Origin of the sequence: Aquamicrobium sp. NLF2-7, assembly GCF_022359935.1 — a bacterium.
GTDB lineage: Bacteria > Pseudomonadota > Alphaproteobacteria > Rhizobiales > Rhizobiaceae > Mesorhizobium > Mesorhizobium lusatiense.
Genome location: NZ_JAKSED010000001.1, coordinates 2,925,673 through 2,941,662, shown reverse-complemented (window position 1 = coordinate 2,941,662; position 15,990 = coordinate 2,925,673). Strand labels below are relative to the sequence as shown.

At 63.6% G+C, this 15,990-nt stretch carries 18 protein-coding genes and 1 pseudogene; 16 read left to right on the top strand and 3 right to left on the bottom strand.

The annotated features are described in order from the left end of the window. Positions 1 to 193 precede the first annotated feature (193 nt). Positions 194 to 1,912: an AMP-binding protein gene (locus MIC97_RS14495; protein WP_345773550.1), complete on the top strand. Its 1,719-nt coding sequence runs from the start codon at positions 194 to 196 to the stop codon at positions 1,910 to 1,912. Between the two features lie 72 nt (positions 1,913 to 1,984). Then, positions 1,985 to 2,476: an enoyl-CoA hydratase/isomerase family protein gene (locus MIC97_RS14490; RefSeq protein ID WP_239800585.1), complete on the top strand. Its 492-nt coding sequence runs from the start codon at positions 1,985 to 1,987 to the stop codon at positions 2,474 to 2,476. Positions 2,477 to 2,682: 206 nt separating this feature from the next. Here MIC97_RS14490 and MIC97_RS14485 read toward each other — a convergent pair whose 3' ends face one another. Beyond that, positions 2,683 to 3,642: an IS481 family transposase gene (locus MIC97_RS14485; protein WP_239800584.1), complete on the bottom strand. Its 960-nt coding sequence runs from the start codon at positions 3,640 to 3,642 to the stop codon at positions 2,683 to 2,685. Positions 3,643 to 3,707: 65 nt separating this feature from the next. Here MIC97_RS14485 and MIC97_RS14480 point away from each other — a divergent pair, with 65 nt between their 5' ends. Continuing rightward, positions 3,708 to 4,193 carry a CopG family transcriptional regulator gene (locus tag MIC97_RS14480; protein WP_239800583.1) on the top strand — a complete coding sequence of 162 codons (486 nt, stop codon included), beginning with the start codon at positions 3,708 to 3,710 and terminating at the stop codon, positions 4,191 to 4,193. A gap of 7 nt (positions 4,194 to 4,200) precedes the next feature. On the opposite strand, the gene MIC97_RS14475 is transcribed toward MIC97_RS14480, so the two are convergent. Then, the gene (locus MIC97_RS14475; protein ID WP_275592464.1) at positions 4,201 to 4,593 is read right to left on the bottom strand and encodes a helix-turn-helix domain-containing protein; all 393 of its coding nucleotides are present in this window, start codon (positions 4,591 to 4,593) and stop codon (positions 4,201 to 4,203) included. A 110-nt stretch (positions 4,594 to 4,703) separates the two neighbouring features. Here MIC97_RS14475 and MIC97_RS14470 point away from each other — a divergent pair, with 110 nt between their 5' ends. From MIC97_RS14470 to MIC97_RS14410, 13 genes and pseudogenes are all read left to right on the top strand, one after another. Next, complete coding sequence (locus MIC97_RS14470; protein WP_239800581.1) at positions 4,704 to 5,597, top strand: NmrA/HSCARG family protein; 894 nt, start codon at positions 4,704 to 4,706, stop codon at positions 5,595 to 5,597. A 201-nt stretch (positions 5,598 to 5,798) separates the two neighbouring features. Then, positions 5,799 to 6,782, top strand: a complete 984-nt coding sequence (gene trbB, locus MIC97_RS14465; RefSeq protein WP_239800580.1) for a P-type conjugative transfer ATPase TrbB — start codon at positions 5,799 to 5,801, stop codon at positions 6,780 to 6,782. A gap of 104 nt (positions 6,783 to 6,886) precedes the next feature. After that, positions 6,887 to 7,168 carry a TrbC/VirB2 family protein gene (locus MIC97_RS14460; RefSeq protein WP_239801148.1) on the top strand — a complete coding sequence of 94 codons (282 nt, stop codon included), beginning with the start codon at positions 6,887 to 6,889 and terminating at the stop codon, positions 7,166 to 7,168. A gap of 21 nt (positions 7,169 to 7,189) precedes the next feature. Continuing rightward, entirely contained in the window at positions 7,190 to 7,450 is a 261-nt protein-coding gene (locus tag MIC97_RS14455; protein ID WP_239801147.1) for a VirB3 family type IV secretion system protein, read from the top strand. Between the two features lie 13 nt (positions 7,451 to 7,463). Continuing rightward, positions 7,464 to 9,911: a conjugal transfer protein TrbE gene (gene trbE, locus MIC97_RS14450; protein WP_239800579.1), complete on the top strand. Its 2,448-nt coding sequence runs from the start codon at positions 7,464 to 7,466 to the stop codon at positions 9,909 to 9,911. Beyond that, positions 9,908 to 10,675 carry a P-type conjugative transfer protein TrbJ gene (gene trbJ, locus MIC97_RS14445; protein ID WP_239800578.1) on the top strand — a complete coding sequence of 256 codons (768 nt, stop codon included), beginning with the start codon at positions 9,908 to 9,910 and terminating at the stop codon, positions 10,673 to 10,675. Before trbE ends, trbJ begins: the two co-directional genes overlap by 4 nt. 10 nt (positions 10,676 to 10,685) lie before the next feature. Further along, positions 10,686 to 10,973: a putative entry exclusion protein TrbK-alt gene (trbK-alt, locus tag MIC97_RS14440; RefSeq protein WP_239800577.1), complete on the top strand. Its 288-nt coding sequence runs from the start codon at positions 10,686 to 10,688 to the stop codon at positions 10,971 to 10,973. A gap of 3 nt (positions 10,974 to 10,976) precedes the next feature. After that, positions 10,977 to 12,323 (top strand): P-type conjugative transfer protein TrbL, encoded by a 1,347-nt coding sequence (trbL, locus tag MIC97_RS14435; RefSeq protein ID WP_239800576.1) that lies wholly within the window; start codon positions 10,977 to 10,979, stop codon positions 12,321 to 12,323. Continuing rightward, positions 12,320 to 13,009, top strand: a complete 690-nt coding sequence (gene trbF, locus MIC97_RS14430; RefSeq protein ID WP_239800575.1) for a conjugal transfer protein TrbF — start codon at positions 12,320 to 12,322, stop codon at positions 13,007 to 13,009. The genes trbL and trbF overlap by 4 nt, the downstream gene beginning before the upstream one ends. Beyond that, positions 13,006 to 13,692 carry a TrbG/VirB9 family P-type conjugative transfer protein gene (locus MIC97_RS14425; RefSeq protein ID WP_239800574.1) on the top strand — a complete coding sequence of 229 codons (687 nt, stop codon included), beginning with the start codon at positions 13,006 to 13,008 and terminating at the stop codon, positions 13,690 to 13,692. Before trbF ends, MIC97_RS14425 begins: the two co-directional genes overlap by 4 nt. After that, entirely contained in the window at positions 13,596 to 13,940 is a 345-nt protein-coding gene (locus tag MIC97_RS14420) for a TrbG/VirB9 family P-type conjugative transfer protein (protein ID WP_239801146.1), read from the top strand. Before MIC97_RS14425 ends, MIC97_RS14420 begins: the two co-directional genes overlap by 97 nt. After that, positions 13,937 to 14,962: a TrbI/VirB10 family protein gene (locus MIC97_RS14415; protein WP_239800573.1), complete on the top strand. Its 1,026-nt coding sequence runs from the start codon at positions 13,937 to 13,939 to the stop codon at positions 14,960 to 14,962. The genes MIC97_RS14420 and MIC97_RS14415 overlap by 4 nt, the downstream gene beginning before the upstream one ends. Next, positions 14,959 to 15,069: pseudogene (locus tag MIC97_RS14410) on the top strand (hypothetical protein); the annotation flags it as partial. The gene MIC97_RS14415 and the pseudogene MIC97_RS14410, both read left to right, overlap by 4 nt. Here the strand turns inward: MIC97_RS14410 and MIC97_RS14405 are convergent. After that, the gene (locus MIC97_RS14405) at positions 15,021 to 15,887 is read right to left on the bottom strand and encodes a hypothetical protein (protein WP_239800572.1); all 867 of its coding nucleotides are present in this window, start codon (positions 15,885 to 15,887) and stop codon (positions 15,021 to 15,023) included. The pseudogene MIC97_RS14410 and the gene MIC97_RS14405 sit on opposite strands and share 49 nt — an antisense overlap. Positions 15,888 to 15,990 lie beyond the last annotated feature (103 nt).

Below are 15,990 nucleotides of genomic sequence, written 5' to 3'. Positions count from 1 at the left end.
CTCTTTTATAGATTTTGGAGTATTGTATACCAAATAACGATTGTGGCAATATGCAAATCCGGGTTGCTTTCCTGCACAGCCAGAGCCGGATGCGGTGAATGAAGGCACTGCAATTTCCGATGAAGAATCTTGACGCATCGCGGCGGCATTCGATCCGGCCTTTGCCCGGGACGGAACGATCGGTGCACAGGGCATGCGCGCGGCACCTCGGTCCAATTCGCCCATGAGCGAAAAAATGCCGGTCCGCCCTCTCTTGCAGAAAGGCAATCGTCGGGACGGCGCGGTTCTTTTGTCGAACCGGCTATCGCTTCCCAGCCCGCTGGAAGACATCGCAGCCCGCTTCCGCTACTGGGCGTCTCGCATGCCCAGCCGCGTTCTGATCTCCGCGCATTGGAACGGAAGTCGCAGCTCCCTCACCTATGGGGACGCTTTGGACGACGCCCGCATCTTGCGTGCCCGCCTTGCAGCGACGGGGCTACGCCCGGGCGACAGGGTCGCGACGCTATTGTCGCCCGGTCTCGATGCGCTGCGATTGCGGCTTGCATGCCTGCTGGGCGGCTTCGTCCACATCGCGATGCCGCCGTGCCCTTTCAGGAACGTTTCTTGCTTTCCGCCTCCTGAAGGGGAGGCGGCCCGTTTGTGGCGAATCGCAACGCCAAATCTTATCGTGGTCGCAGACGATCATCCGTTTCAGGAAAACGATCCCGTCCGAACCCTGGCCGATCTTCCCAAGGCCAATAAGATTTTTCCCGATCATGATAGCGCACCGGATGAATGGAGCGCCGTCTTCTTCACCTCGGGCAGCACGGGAGCGCCCAAAGGCGTGCCTGTGACGCGTGGCATGATTTCCTCGTGCCAGTCCGCCTGCGCTACGATGTGGCCGTTTCTTCACGAGCGATCCCCCGTTCTCGTCGACTGGATGCCATGGAACCACGTGTTCGGCGGCCTCGACAATCTGTTCAAGGTCATCTGGAACGGCGGAACATTGCATCGTGCTGCTGCACCGTCCGCGCAGGGGATAGGCGAGCTGCTCGAACTTATGGTGGCAACCGCGCCGACCATGTCGATCGGTGTGCCGCTCGGTCTGAGACTGGTGCTCGATCGCTACGACGATGATCCGGAGCAGGTCGCGCCGGGCTTTCGCAACCAGACGCATATCTTCTTCGCGGGCGCTGCGATGGAACCCGCTTTGTGGCATCGTCTCCTCGGTTTTCGCGCGGACATGGAGTTCCGCTTTGGAACGCGGATTTCGATCCTGTCTGGCTACGGCGCGACCGAGACCGCCTCGACCATGTGCCTTGCCCCTTCGGACGTACCCACGCCCGGCATTCTCGGCTGGCTGCTTCCCGGTCATGAGATCGCTCTGGTCCCCGGCGATTCGGGACATGAGATTCGGTTTCGTGGACCCAATCTCGCACCCTACTATCTCGGTGAGAATGGCGCCGCGCCACTGCCGCTGGATGAGGAAGGCTTCTATCGCACGGGCGATGCCGGCATTCTGGACGGCGAGGTTTTGCGTTTCGACGGCCGCTTGTCCGAAGATTTCAAACTGTCGAGCGGGACGAAAGTGCGTACCGGCGCCGTGCGTGCCGCGATCATAGCGCGAATCGGCCATCTGGCCGACGACATCGTGCTCTGGGGCGAAGGTCGAGACGCCGTGGTCGGCCTCGTTTTCGCCAAAGCGCCGGCTTCCGCCGACTGTATCGCGTCGCTGCTGGCGCAGTGGAATCGCGACAATCCCGGCTCGTCGAACGCCGTTTCGAGGTTCGCCATAGCAGACTTCGTCCCCGATCCCGGGTGCGGCGAGATCTCCGCAAAAGGCCAGCCGGTCCACAAGGCCATTTTGAGAAACCGCGCGGGCCTGTTCGCTGCCCTTTCGGACGGAACAACCGGAACGGATTTGCAGATATGAACCCGCTGACGATGACGGCGCGGGGGCGAGCGAGCGGGATTCAATTTGCCGAATTCGAATGAGTAGACACCGATGTCCAACGATCTGGTACTTTGGAAGCAAGATGAACGGGATGCATTCGTCACGCTGGTGATGAACCGTCCCGATAAGATGAACGCTATGAACCAGGTGCTCGACGATGCGCTCGAAGCGGCCATCTTGCGCGCAACGCGAGATCAGGAAATCCGCTCGGTCATCATCACCCGCGCCGGATCGGCTTTCACCGCTGGTTTCGACCTTGGCGGTGAGGACTTCGAAATGGATGCCGATCGCTGGCGTGCCGATATCGGTCAGAACATGCGCCGGATGAAAGCCATACGTGAGGCACCCGTCCCCATCATAGCTGCCGTCAACGGCTACGCCCTCGCGGGCGGTCTCGAACTCATGATGCGCTGCGACATGACGATCGTCGCCGAGGACGCCCTGCTCGGCGAACATGACGTCGCCTTTCCCCGTCTTCTTTTTGTCGGTGCGGCGGGCGAAGGTATGTGCACCCTGGACGATCGCGAAATCTCCTGTCGCTAGCAGTTGGTGCGCGGTGCCGCGGTCGAGCAAATCGGAGAAATTAATGACGGTGATGCGTTCGATCACTGCTTCGAGCACGGCGCGGACATAGTGGTAAAGTGTCATGCCCAGTACGTCGTCATACATATAGGAAAACGTGCTCTTGCGAGAACAAAGATTGCCCGATGCGTCAGCTAAGCCTTGCGTCTTGGCGGCCGTGAAGCCTTCTAGGTGTTCAGTCCCGGCATCTGGTGGATCGGGTTTAGGATGAATCGATCTGGCTCTGAAGTCCAGATTTTACAGATGTATTCATAGGGAGTGAGGCCGCCGAGGGTCTTGAGCCTGCGCGCAAAGTTATAGGCCGCCATGAAGTCGGCGAGGTGCGTTCGTAGCTGGTCGTGGCTGTCGTAATGGAAGCGTTTGACGGTGGCCTCCTTGATCGTGCGGTTCATCCGCTCGACCTGGCCATTGGTCCAAGGGTGATTGGGTTTGGTCAGCCTGTGCTCGATCCCGTTTGCCTCGCAGATCATGTCGAAGCGCATCGGACGGGAGGTGATGGTGTTCCGGTTCCGAGGCTGTTCTGCGAACTGGATGCCGTTGTCCGTGAGGACGGTGTGGACCTGATAAGGCACGGCCTCGAGCATGTGCTGAAGGAACTCCCAGGCCGTCTTCCTGTCGGCTTTGTCGACGAGCTGGGTTACGGCGAACTTGCTTGTGCGGTCGATGCCGACGAATAGGTAGAGCTTTCCTTCAGCGGTCTGCACCTCAGCAATATCGATGTGGAAGAAGCCGATAGGATAGCGCTTGAACTTCGACCGTTTCGGTTTGTCACCGCCCACGTCGGGCAGTCGAGAGATGCCATGGCGCTGAAGGCACCGATGCAGCGCCGAGCGTGTCAGGTGCGGGATGGACGGCTGCAAGGCATAAAGGCAGTCGTCCAGCGGCAGCAACGTATGGCGTCGAAACGCGACGACGGCCGCCTCTTCGGCCTCGGTCAGGATCGTCGAACTCGGCACCGATGGCCCGGTCTTCATATCCTCGACCGTCGCGCGCTTGCGCCACTTCGCAACCGTTTTGGGATTGATGCCCAGCTCTCTGCTCAGCTGCGCGAGCGAAGCTTGCGATCGCTGTATTGCTGCTCGGACAGCGTGCGTAGTCGTGGCGCTGCCATGACGAATTTGTCCCATAGGGCTTCCTTCCATTCCAAAGAAAGGATCGCACCATTAAACCATGGGATCAAACAGAGACGCCAATGGCAAAACGCATCCGTAAGAACATCTATTTTGATCCGGCTTTGCTCAGTCAGGTAGAGGCGCTGTCGCTTCGGCGAAACGTGTCCCAATCGGCCATTGTCGACGCCGCCGTCGCGTCCTTCCTGTCCGGTGACACGTCGGATCGGCTGGAGGCGGCCATGTCGCGCCGCCTCGACAAGATCGGCCGCGAGATCCACACACTCGACGAGGATCTGGCCGTGCTCGGCGAAACCCTGTCCCTGTTCATCCGTATCTGGCTTTCTTCCACGCCGACGCTGCCGGAGAGCGCCCAGGCCGCCGCCCGCGCGAAGGGGGCCGAACGGTTCGAGGGCTTCATGCAATCGCTCGGCCTGCGTCTGGCGGCGGGAGACAGGTTTCTGAAGGAGCTATCGCGCGACGTCGAGCCGTCCCACCATGCCCCTACGGGAGTGAATGAAGATGACCAGCCAAGCGGCGCATCCGCTTCAGGCGGTCGGCCTGAATGATAGAGACTTACAATCTCACTTCGTCGTAAGCGCGGCGGTGCTCTCTGATGGAGTGCAGGTTGTCGTGGACCCAAAAGTTAAATACCTCAAGGGCACGCAAAGCTCCGATGCCCATCTCGGTCAGTTCATATTCGACACGCGGTGGTACTTCAGGGAAATAATGGCGGGCAACCAGTCCATCACGCTCAAGATTACGAAGCGTGAGCGTCAACATGCGCTGAGTGACACCGTCAATCTCCTTTTTGAGCGTTGAGAAGCGGAGCCGATGATTCTCCGCGAGTGAAAGCCGCCAAAGGACTGGAACAGTCCACTTGTCGCTCAGCAGGGTGCAAACCCCGTTTGACGGAACAGGTCTGAACGATCGACCATCTCCTGACCCTTGTGATGCGTCGGCATGCATTTGTTTGTCCAAGGGTACCATCCTTGTGCCTGATGCAGAAAAATGTGCCGTCTTCCAGCGGACTCTTGTTGGTATATATGGATAACCCTTGTTCCATGCGAGGGTATCCAATGACCGACGACAAAAGACCCATTCTGGTTTTCGGCGCCACCGGGCGGCAGGGAGGGTCTGTCGCCAAAGCATTGCTGAAGATGGGATGGCCCGTTCGCGCACTTGTACTAGACGCCGCCGGGACCGCATCTTTGAAGCTGCGAAATGCAGGCGTCGAGCTTGTGCAAGGCTCATTCGAGAACGCGAATATCGTCCGCTCAGCCATGAAAGATGCTTATGGTGTCTTCAGCGTACTGCCGGGCAACCTGACTGCTGAAGAGGAAGTCCAGTATGGGGTCGCGATCGCAGATATCGCAGCCGAAACCGGCATCGAGCATTTCATATACTCTTCGGGAGCCAGTTCTGGGGATGTGCTGACGGGCGTGCCGCGCTTCGACGCCAAGCCGCGCATCGAAGCGCATGTCCGAAAACTTCCCATCACGACTACCATCATTCGACCGATGATCTTCATGGAGATGCTGGTGCGGCCGGGCTTCGGCATGGATCAGGGCCGGTTGGTGTCACTGATCCGGCCGGATCACTCGATTCACCTTACCGCCGTGGAAGACATCGGCAAATTTGCTGCTGCCATGTTTGCCGACGAGGCCCGCTTCGGCGGCAAGACCGTGAAGATTGCCAGCGACCGGGTGACAGGGCGCGAGCTTGAGACCGCCTTCACCGAAGCTGCCGGGCGTCTGATCACCTATGAACGCTTTCCCGATGATATTCTCGCAGAAAATGCGGACCTCGCGCATATGGCAAAGAGTCTGGAAGACGGGCCTCTCGCAGAGAAGGTCGATCTCGATGCCATGCGTGACATCAACCCGGAGCTGCTCAGTCTGCGTTCCTGGCTCGCGGGCAGCGGGCGCGGGGCACTTGAGAAAGCCTTGGGAACAACGGGTCCAGTGAAATGACCCCAGCCTAGATCATGGAATAATCTGCTTCATGCGGCAGGAGGGCCACGCCGCCAAAATACAACCCATCCTATTCGCCGCCGATGGCCGCCGATGCCCGCACGCGCTGCGATAGTTGTTGAATAGACCCGATTTCGGGCTTTCTTAATCGACCCCGTTGCGGGGACCGTCTGTCGCGCCCCGCCAGGAAACGGGGCCGAGATGACCGCCACTCACCACAGACCGGAAGCGATCCAGCGCGGCGCACGCATGTTGCGCACCGCGCTCGGCCCGGCCATCGCCCGGTTTCTGGAAGACCCGGCCGTGGTCGAGGTCATGCTGAACCCCGATGGGCGGTTGTGGATCGACCGCCTTTCCGAAGGGCTGTCCGATACGGGCGAGCGCCTGTCCGCCGCCGATGGCGAACGCATCGTGCGCCTGGTCGCCCATCATGTCGGCGCGGAGGTGCATCCGCGCTCGCCTCGCGTCTCGGCCGAGCTTCCCGAAACCGGCGAACGCTTTGAAGCCTTGCTTCCTCCGATTGTCGCCGGCCCCGCTTTCGCGATCAGGAAGCCGGCCGTCGCCGTGTTCACGCTCGACGACTATGTAGCCGCCGCCATCATGACCGCCGATCAGGCGGAAACGCTGCGCGAAGCCGTCGCAGCCCGCGCCAATATCTTGGTGGCGGGCGGCACGTCCACCGGCAAGACCACCCTCGTCAACGCGCTTCTGTCGGAGATCGCTAAGAGCGCGGATCGCGTCGTCATCATCGAGGACACGCGCGAGCTGCAATGCCGCTCGGAAAACAAGGTGCCCATGCGCACCAAGGACGGCGTGGCCGACCTCACCGAACTGGCGCGCTCGTCCATGCGCTTCAGGCCCGACCGCATTCTGGTGGGCGAGGTGCGCGGCCCGGAAGCCCTCGACCTGCTCAAACTATGGGGGACAGGCCATCCGGGCGGGGTCGGCACCATCCATGCCGGCTCCGGCATCGGCGCGCTGCGCCGCCTCGAACAGCTCATTCAGGAGGCCGTGGTCACGGTCCCCAAGGCGCTGATCGCCGAAACTATCGACCTTGTTGCCGTCCTCGCCGGACGCGGTTCCGCGCGCCGGCTGGCCGAACTCGCCCGCGTCGAAGGGCTCGGCCCGGACGGCGATTACCGCATCACCCCCGCAACCCCCGTCAGCACAGGAGATTCCAAATGAAACCGTCTGTCTTCAACACGAACAACATGGTCAATCAGGCCGACCCGCCGGCCCGCTCCATCCTGCGCGATCACGTCAAGCATCTCGCCAGTTCGACCGCGATCATGACCATCATGGCGATGGCGGCGGTGACGCCTGCCCATGCGTCCGGCTCGTCGATGCCGTGGGAAGCGCCGCTTCAAAGCATCCTCCAGTCCATCGAGGGGCCGGTCGCCAAGGTGGTGGCCGTCATCGTCGTCATCGCCACCGGCCTCGCGTTGGCATTCGGCGACACGTCGGGCGGCTTCCGTCGTCTGATCCAGATCGTGTTCGGGCTCAGCATCGCGTTCGCCGCGTCGAGCTTCTTCCTGTCGTTCTTCTCCTTCGGCGGCGGGGCGCTCGTTTGATGGGGGGGCGCGTTCGAGCAACTGGGCACGGTGCCGGGCTTCACGATCCCGGTCCATCGGGCGCTGACCGAGCACATCCTGCTCGGCGGCGCACCGCGCTCCATCGCGATTCTGAACGGGACGCTTGCCGGGGCCGTGGGCTTCGGCCTGCGCCTTTGGCTGGTCGGCCTCGCCATCTGGGCGGTCGGTCATTTCCTCGCGGTATGGGCAGCCAAACGCGATCCGCTCTTCGTCGAGGTCGGGCGCAGGCATCTGCGTATCCCCGGTCATCTGGCGGTTTGATGGAGGCGCGTCCATGATGAACCTTGCCGAATACCGCCGCATCGCCACCCGCCTTGCCGACTATCTGCCATGGGCCGCGCTTGTCGGCTCCGGCGTCGTCTTGAACAAGGACGGCAGTTTTCAGAGGACGGCGAAGTTTCGCGGTCCCGATCTGGATTCCGCCGTCGCGGCCGAACTGGTCGCCGTCGCCGGCCGCATCAACAACGCCGTGCGCCGCCTCGGCTCCGGCTGGAGCATCTTTGTCGAGGCGCAGCGCAGCGAGGCGGCGACCTATCCCGACAGCATGTTTCCCGATCCCGCGTCGGCGCTGGTCGATGCGGAGCGGAAAGCCGGTTTTGAGGAAGCGGACGCGCATTTCGTGTCCGGCTACTTCCTGACCTTCCTCTGGCTGCCCCCGGCCGAGGAAGCCGCCCGCGCAGAAACATGGCTCTATGAGGGCCGGGAGAAAGCCGGCGTGGACCCGTGGGAGCTGCTGCGCGGCTTCATCGACCGCACCGACCGCGTGCTGGCCTTGCTCGACGGCTTCATGCCCGAGTGCCGTTGGATGGATGACGGCGCGACGCTGACCTATCTCCATTCCACCATCTCGACCAACCGCCATCGCGTGCGCGTGCCCGAGGTGCCGATGCACCTCGACGTGCTGCTCGCCGACCAGCCGTTGACCGGCGGGCTGGAGCCGCGCCTTGGCGACGCGCATCTGCGCGTCCTGACCATCGTGGGATTCCCGACCGCGACGACGCCGGGCCTGCTCGACGAAATGAACCGGCTGCCGTTCCCCTACAGGTGGAGCACGCGCGCGATCCTGCTCGACAAGACCGATGCGACCCGGCTGCTGACCCGCATCCGTCGCCAATGGTTCGCCAAGCGCAAGAGCGTCGCCGCGATTCTGAAAGAGGTGATGACCAACGAGGCGTCCGCCCTTGTGGACACCGACGCCGCCAACAAGGCGCTCGACGCCGACATGGCGTTGCAGGAGCTTGGGGCGGACGTGGCGGGCATGGCCTACGTCACGGCGACCGTCACCGTTTGGGATACCGACCCGCGCGTGGCGCAAGAGAAGCTGCGCCTGGTCGAGAAGATCGTTCAGGGCTGCGACTTCACCGCCATGCCCGAGACGGTCAACGCGGTTGACGCATGGCTCGGCAGCCTGCCCGGACACGCCTACGCGAATGTGCGGCAGCCACCCATCAGCACTTTGAATCTCGCTCACATGATCCCGCTTTCGGCGGTGTGGGCGGGGCCGGAACGGGACGAGCATTTCGGTGCACCCCCTTTGCTCTTTGGAAAGACCGAAGGCTCAACCCCGTTCCGGCTAAGTCTGCATGTCGGCGACGTAGGCCACACCCTTGTCGTCGGCCCCACGGGCGCGGGCAAGAGCGTGTTGCTCGCCCTCATGGCGCTCCAGTTCCGGCGCTATGCGGCCAGCCAAGTCTTCGCCTTCGACTTCGGCGGAAGCATCCGCGCCGCCGCGCTCGCCATGGGCGGGGATTGGCACGATTTGGGCGGTGGCCTCACGGAAGGAGACGAGGCGTCCGTTTCGCTCCAGCCACTTGCCCGAATCCACGACACCTATGAACGCGCATGGGCGGCGGACTGGATTGCCGCCATCCTCATGCGCGAAGGCATCGCCATCACGCCCGAGGTCAAAGAGCATCTTTGGACGGCGCTGACTTCGCTCGCCTCCGCGCCGGTCGAGGAACGCACGATCACCGGCCTTGCCGTGCTGCTCCAGTCTAATGACTTGAAGCAGGCATTGCGTCCGTTCTGCGTCGGCGGAGCCTATGGCCGCTTGCTCGACGCCGAGACAGAGCATTTGGGATCGGCGGACGTGCAGGCGTTCGAGATCGAGGGACTTGTCGGGACCGGCGCGGCCCCGGCCGTGCTCGCCTATCTGTTCCATCGCATCGGCGACCGGCTCGACGGGCGGCCCACGCTGCTCATCATCGACGAGGGTTGGCTTGCGCTCGACGACGAGGGGTTCGCGAACCAGCTCCGCGAATGGCTGAAAACGCTGCGCAAGAAGAACGCCAGCGTCATCTTCGCCACGCAGAGCCTCAGCGACATCGACGGCAGCAACATCGCGCCCGCCATCATCGAGAGCTGCCCGACGCGGCTTTTGTTGCCCAACGAGCGCGCCATCGAGCCGCAGATCACGGCCATTTATCGCCGCTTCGGCCTGAATGACCGGCAGATCGAAATCCTCGCACGGGCCACGCCCAAGCGAGATTATTACTGCCAGAGCCGCAGGGGCAATCGCCTGTTCGAGCTGGGCCTGTCCGAAGTCGGCCTCGCGCTCTGTGCCGCATCCTCGAAATCCGACCAGACGCTCATTGCGCAGATCGTCGCCGAGCACGGCCGCGACGGCTTTCTCGCCGCGTGGCTGCGCGCCCGCGATGTCGGCTGGGCCGTCGATCTTCTCCCGACGCTCATCCCCCAATCCGAAAAGGAGACCCAGCCATGACCATCCGTCGTTCCAACCCGCGCGCCGTCCTTCTGGCCGCGACCATGCTCGCCGCGCCGCTCGCGGTCTCGCCCATCTTTGTTGCACCCGCGTCGGCGCAATGGATCGTGTTCGACCCGAGGAACTACGTCGAGAACGTCCTGTCGGCGGCCCGTTCCCTGGAGCAGATCAACAACCAGATTCAGAGCCTCCAGAACGAGGCGACCATGTTGATGAACCAGGCCCGCAATCTGGCGAGCCTGCGGTTGTCGTCGCTCCAGACGCTTCAACAGAATGTCCGGCGCACGCAGCAGCTCTTGAGCCAGGCGCAGAACATCGCCTTCGACGTGCAGCGCATCGACCAGGTGTTCCAGAGCCAATACGGCAATGCGTCGATGTCGGCGACGGATCAGCAGCTCGTCGCCAGCGCACGCACCCGCTGGCAGAACACAGTGGGCGGCTTGCAGGACGCGATGCGCGTCCAAGCTGGTGTCGTCGGCAACATCGACACCAACCGCACGCAGATGTCGGAGCTTGTCGGCCAGAGCCAGAACGCGACCGGCGCGCTTCAGGCGACACAGGCCGGCAACCAACTTCTGGCCCTTCAAAGCCAGCAGCTTTCCGACCTTGTGGCGCTTCTCGCCGCCAACGGCCGGGCGGGCGCGCTGACCGAGGCGGAACGCGCGGCGGCGGCCGAACAGGGGCGCGAGCAGCGCCGCCGCTTCCTCACGCCGGGTTCGGGCTACCAGCCCGGCAACGCGCAGATGTTCAACAACGGCAATTGAGGGCGGGCGTATGGACGGCAAGATGCTGGCCCGTCTGGGCGCTGTCGTGTTCGTCGCCATCGCCATCACGGCAACGGTGATCGAACTCACCCGCAAGGAAGTCGCGCCGGCAGAGACGCCGGTGCGGCTTCTCCAGCCCGAACGCAACCCGCTGCGCGAGGGACAGCGCCGGTGCCAGCAGCTTGGGGCAAAGGCGGCCGACGACGCCGAATGCCTGCGCGTATGGGCCGAAACCCGCGACCGCTTCCTTGGCCGCACGCCTGCGCCCGCGTCGCCGTCCTCCAGCGAAGGGCGGTGACGCATGGGCGGCGCGGGAGTCATCGACAATTTCCTTGGGGTCTTCACCCAATATATCGACTCCGGCTTTGGCTTGCTCGATGGCGAGGTCGCGTTCATCGCGACCACGCTCATCGTCATCGACGTGACGCTCGCCGCCCTGTTCTGGAGCTGGAGCGCGGATGACGACATCGTTGCGAGGTTGGTGAAGAAGACGCTGTTTGTCGGTGTCTTCGCCTACCTGATTTCCAACTGGAACAACCTCGCGAAGATCGTCTTTGACAGCTTCGCCGGCCTTGGCCTGAAAGCATCCGGCACGGGGTTCACCGCGCAGGATTTGATGCGGCCCGGCAAGGTCGCGCAAACCGGCCTCGACGCGGCGCGGCCGCTGCTCGACTCGATTTCCGACCTTATGGGCTGGGTGGCGTTCTTCGAGAACTTCATCCAGATCGCGTGCCTGCTGTTCGCCTGGGCGCTGGTTATCCTCGCGTTCTTCATCCTCGCCATCCAGCTTTTTGTGACGCTGATCGAGTTCAAATTGGTGACGCTCGCCGGCTTCGTGCTGATCCCCTTCGGCTTGTTCGGCAAGACCGCGTTCATGGCCGAGAAGGTGCTTGGCAACGTGATTTCCTCCGGCATCAAGGTTCTGGTGCTGGCCGTCATCATCGGCATCGGCAGCACCTTATTCTCGCAATTCACGGCCGGTTTCGGCGGGGCGACTCCGACCATCGACGACGCCATGGCCATCGTGCTCGCGGCCTTGTCGCTCGTCGGTCTGGCCATATTCGGCCCTGGCATCGCATCCGGGCTTGTCAGCGGCGGCCCGCAGCTCGGCGCGGGTGCGGCGGTCGGAACGGGCCTTGCCGTTGGCGGCGCTGCTCTTGCCGCAGGCGGCGCGGCTGGGCTTGCCGTCAAGGGAGGCGCAGCCGCGCTATCGGGCGGAGCCGCCGCCGTGCGTGGCGGAGCCACCGCAGCCGGCGCAGCTTCCGCCGCCTACAGCCTGGGCTCGGTCGGCCAGTCCGGCGCGGCCGGCGTCGCCTCCGGCATGGGCGGCGTGGCGCGGGCCGCAGGCTCCGCCGCCATCTCGCCGCTGAAGCGCGCCGTCGCGCGCGCCACCGAAAGCGTCAAATCCAGCTTTTCCGATGGCGTGAAAGCCGGGTTCGGCGCGACCGGCGGCACATCCTCCATGGGATCGGCCGGCAGCACGTCCGCATCCGCGCCGGCCGCTGGCACATCGCCCGGTTGGGCGCAGCGGATGCGCCAATCCGGCCACACCGGCCATGCCGTCCAGACGACCGCGCACGCCGTCCGCTCCGGCGACAGCCACGCCTCTGGTCCTTCCGTCAACCTCTCTGAAAGCGACCGCACATGAGCATCTTCAAGCGACCCGCCGTGCATTACGGCAAGACCCCACAACCCAAAACACCTTATCAGCGCGCCGCGCAGGTTTGGGACGAGCGCATAGGCTCGGCCCGCGTGCAGGCGAGGAACTGGCGCTACATGGCGTTCGGCAGCCTGATCCTTTCGGCCGGCTTCGCCGCCGCGCTTGTCTGGCAATCGGCGCGCGGGACCGTCGTGCCCTGGGTAGTCCAAGTTGATCGGCTCGGCCAGGCGCAGGCCGTCGCGCCTGCCACGGCCGACTATCGCCCGACCGATCCGCAAGTGGCATGGCACCTGGGGCGCTTTGTCGAACAGGTCAGGAGTATCCCCGCTGATCCCATCATCGTCCGCCAGAACTGGCTACGCGCTTACGAGTGGACGACTGACAGGGGCGCGGCGGCGCTCAACGACTATGCCCGCGCCAACGACCCGTTCACCAAAGTCGGAAAGCAACAAGTCGCGGTCGAGGTGTCGAGCGTTATTCGCGCCTCGCCGGATTCCTTCCGCGTCGCTTGGACCGAACGCCACTACGAGTCCGGCCAGCTTTCCACCACGGAGCGATGGACCGCTATCCTCACCATCGCGATCCAGCCGCCGCGCGACGCCGCGCGACTGCGCGCCAATCCGCTAGGAATCTACGTCAATGCAATTTCGTGGTCGCGGGAGATGAGCCAATGAGGACGATCCCCCGCACCCCGGCGATTCCCGCCGTCCTGCTTTCCGCGACCATGCTGGCCGGCTGCGCGACCTATAAACCGCCGCAGATCAGTTACGACGCGAGCGTGCCGCCGTTGCCGGCGATCCCCGCGGCCGTCACCGACGACCGGCCGCAGCCGATCCATGTCCCGCCCGCCTGGACCGTCGCACGCGGCGGCCAGACCGCCAGCACCGCGACGGGCCGTGTCGAGAATGCCAACGCGGCCGCCCGCGTGCAGCCACGCCGCGAAGGTTATTACAACGCCATCCAGATTTATCCGTGGAGCGAAGGCGCGCTCTATCAGGTCTATGCCGCGCCCGGCCAGATCACCGACATTGCGCTTGAGCCAGGCGAAAGCCTGACCGGCGCGGGGCCGATAGCGGCCGGCGACACGGCACGCTGGATTATCGGCGATACCGAATCCGGTTCGGGCGTCACGCGCCGCGTCCATATCCTCGTGAAGCCGACCCGGCCGGACATCACGACCAATCTTGTCGTAACGACCGACCGCCGCGTTTACATGCTCGAGCTGCGTTCCGGCGAGAAGCCCTATATGCCCGCCGTCGCCTGGGCGTATCCGCAGCAGCCGGCCGGGCAGCGCCAAGCCGTGCCCGCAACGCCGATCATCCCGGCGTCGCCGCGCGCAACTACCGCTATGGCCTGACCGGAGACATGCCGCCGTGGAAGCCCGTCGCCGTCTATGTCGAGTTTCCGCGCGGCATCGTGCAAGGCGAGATGCCGCCGATCTTTGTGCTCGGCGCGGACGGCGAGGCGCAGATCGTCAACAGCCGCATCCATCAACACATCCTGATCGTGGACCGCCTGTTCGGCGCGGCCGAGCTGCGTCTTGGCTCCGGCGACCGCCAGCAGACCGTCCGGATTGTTCGCACGGACGGGAGGCCATCGACATGAGCGATACCGAATCCAACGCCGCGCCGATGCGGCTTCGTGCCGAAGCCCCGCGCGTCACCCGCCTGTCTCGCAAGGTGCTCGCCAGCGTGGCGGCCGTCGCCCTGGTCGGCGTCGGCGGCGCGCTGATCTACGCGCTCCAGACCCGCGACGGCGGCACGGGCGGCGAAGAACTCTACTCCACCAACAACCGGCAAACCGCCGATGGGCTTGCCGGCCTGCCGCGCGACTATACCGGGCCGGTCCTGGGGCCGCCGCTGCCGGGTGATCTTGGACGGCCTATCCTCGACGCGCAGAACAGGGGCCAGCCTGTCGTGCCACCGACGATTACCACGCCAACTGTGGACGAGGCGGAACAGCGCCGCTTGGCCGAGGAAGAAGCAGCGCGCGTCAGCCGCGTCTTTTTCCAGACCGAGGCCCGCACCGGAAGCCCGGCCGGGACGCTGGGCGGCGCGACGACGCCGGGACTCCCCGGCCTCGACCTCGCCGGCCTGGCCGGGCAGCAGACCGCGCAGGACCGGCAAGCCGCCTTCCTCGACGCCCCTGTCGATCGCCGCGCCACATCGACGGATCGCGTCATGCCGCCCGCGTCGCCCTATGTGCTCCAGGCCGGGGCCGTGATCCCCGCCGCGCTCATTACAGGCATCTGTTCCGACCTTCCGGGCCAGATCACCGCCCAGGTGACGCAGCACATCTATGACAGCCCGACCGGCAGACTGCTCCTGATCCCGCAGGGGACGCGGATCATCGGCCAGTATGACAACAGCGTGCAGTTCGGCCAGCGCCGTGTGCTGCTCGTCTGGAACCGGCTGATCCTCCCCAATGGCCGCTCCATCGTTCTGGAGCGCCAGTCGGGCGCGGACGCGCAGGGCTATCCGTCGCTGACCGAGGACAAGCTGGAGCTTGCGACGCTCTACGCTGAGGCCAATCCCCTTCGCGGGCGGCCGAAGCCGGTCATCGCCAATCTGCCGAGGGGCGCGCGCGTCATCTCGGATCATCGTATCCCTCGCAGGCGGGCCGGATGAAGTTTCTGGTTGATGAGTGCCTTAGCCCGAAACTGACCGTACTGGCTCATGAGAGAGGTTATGGGAGATCGTCCCATGTCGTCTGGCTGGGGCGTTCCGGGGCGAAAGACTGGGATCTCCTCCCTCTCATCGTCGAAGGGGACTGGACCTTCGTGACCCGCAATTCACCCTCATTAGCGAACCAAACCCCGACAAGATCGGCAATTTCCTTCAACTGCTTCAGGACAGCGTGAGCGTCCCGGACATCGAAACTGTCCAGCACCTTGTGTTCCCGACTCTGCTTGTTTCCCGCATGGGCGACATGGGAGCTGACATGGTCAGCTATTCGGTCCAGTTCGACCAAACGGGCCTCGATCCTCATGAAAGTCGCTGGCGATATCAGATCGATCGAACTTCGCTGCGTTGGCAGGACACCGCTCAGGCTGTCGAAATGACGATGCGCTGCCTCACTCTTAATCAGATCCGGATCCCCCCAGACCGGATGTCCCTTTGCTGCAATCAGAGCCTCATGCTGCTCCTGGTGCAGGCGCTCAAGATCATATTGCGCACGCAGCACCTGCTCAACGTAGACGCGCCGGTTGAGCCAAGGCTGACACGCTTCAACGTCCTTCACCACGGATCGGATCGAATAGACACCTTTCATGCCTTGTATGTTGCCCCGGTCGAGGAGCCGACGTGTGCCCAGCAACAAGCTTGACCAGAAACCTTCTGCGGCGAGGTTGAAGATCATGTGGTTCAGCGGAACTCGTGCGCCTCTCGTATCGTTCGCAAGACGGACTATTCTGACTGTTGTGCGAAATGCTGCATAGTTCCAAAGCAGATCCTGAATTGTTCGATGGATGCCCGTTCTGTCGTCGGTAAATGCGTCCCGCCAGGCAGCAATCCGTTGTTCACGGCGTATCGAGCTTGTTTGATTGCCCTCCATCTGATCCCCCGATTCCTTCGCGTCACCTATGTTTCATTTACACCTATATCCCTGTTTCCCATAAAGGCGGGGGAACGCTTGCCCCCTGGTCGGCACTGGCGTT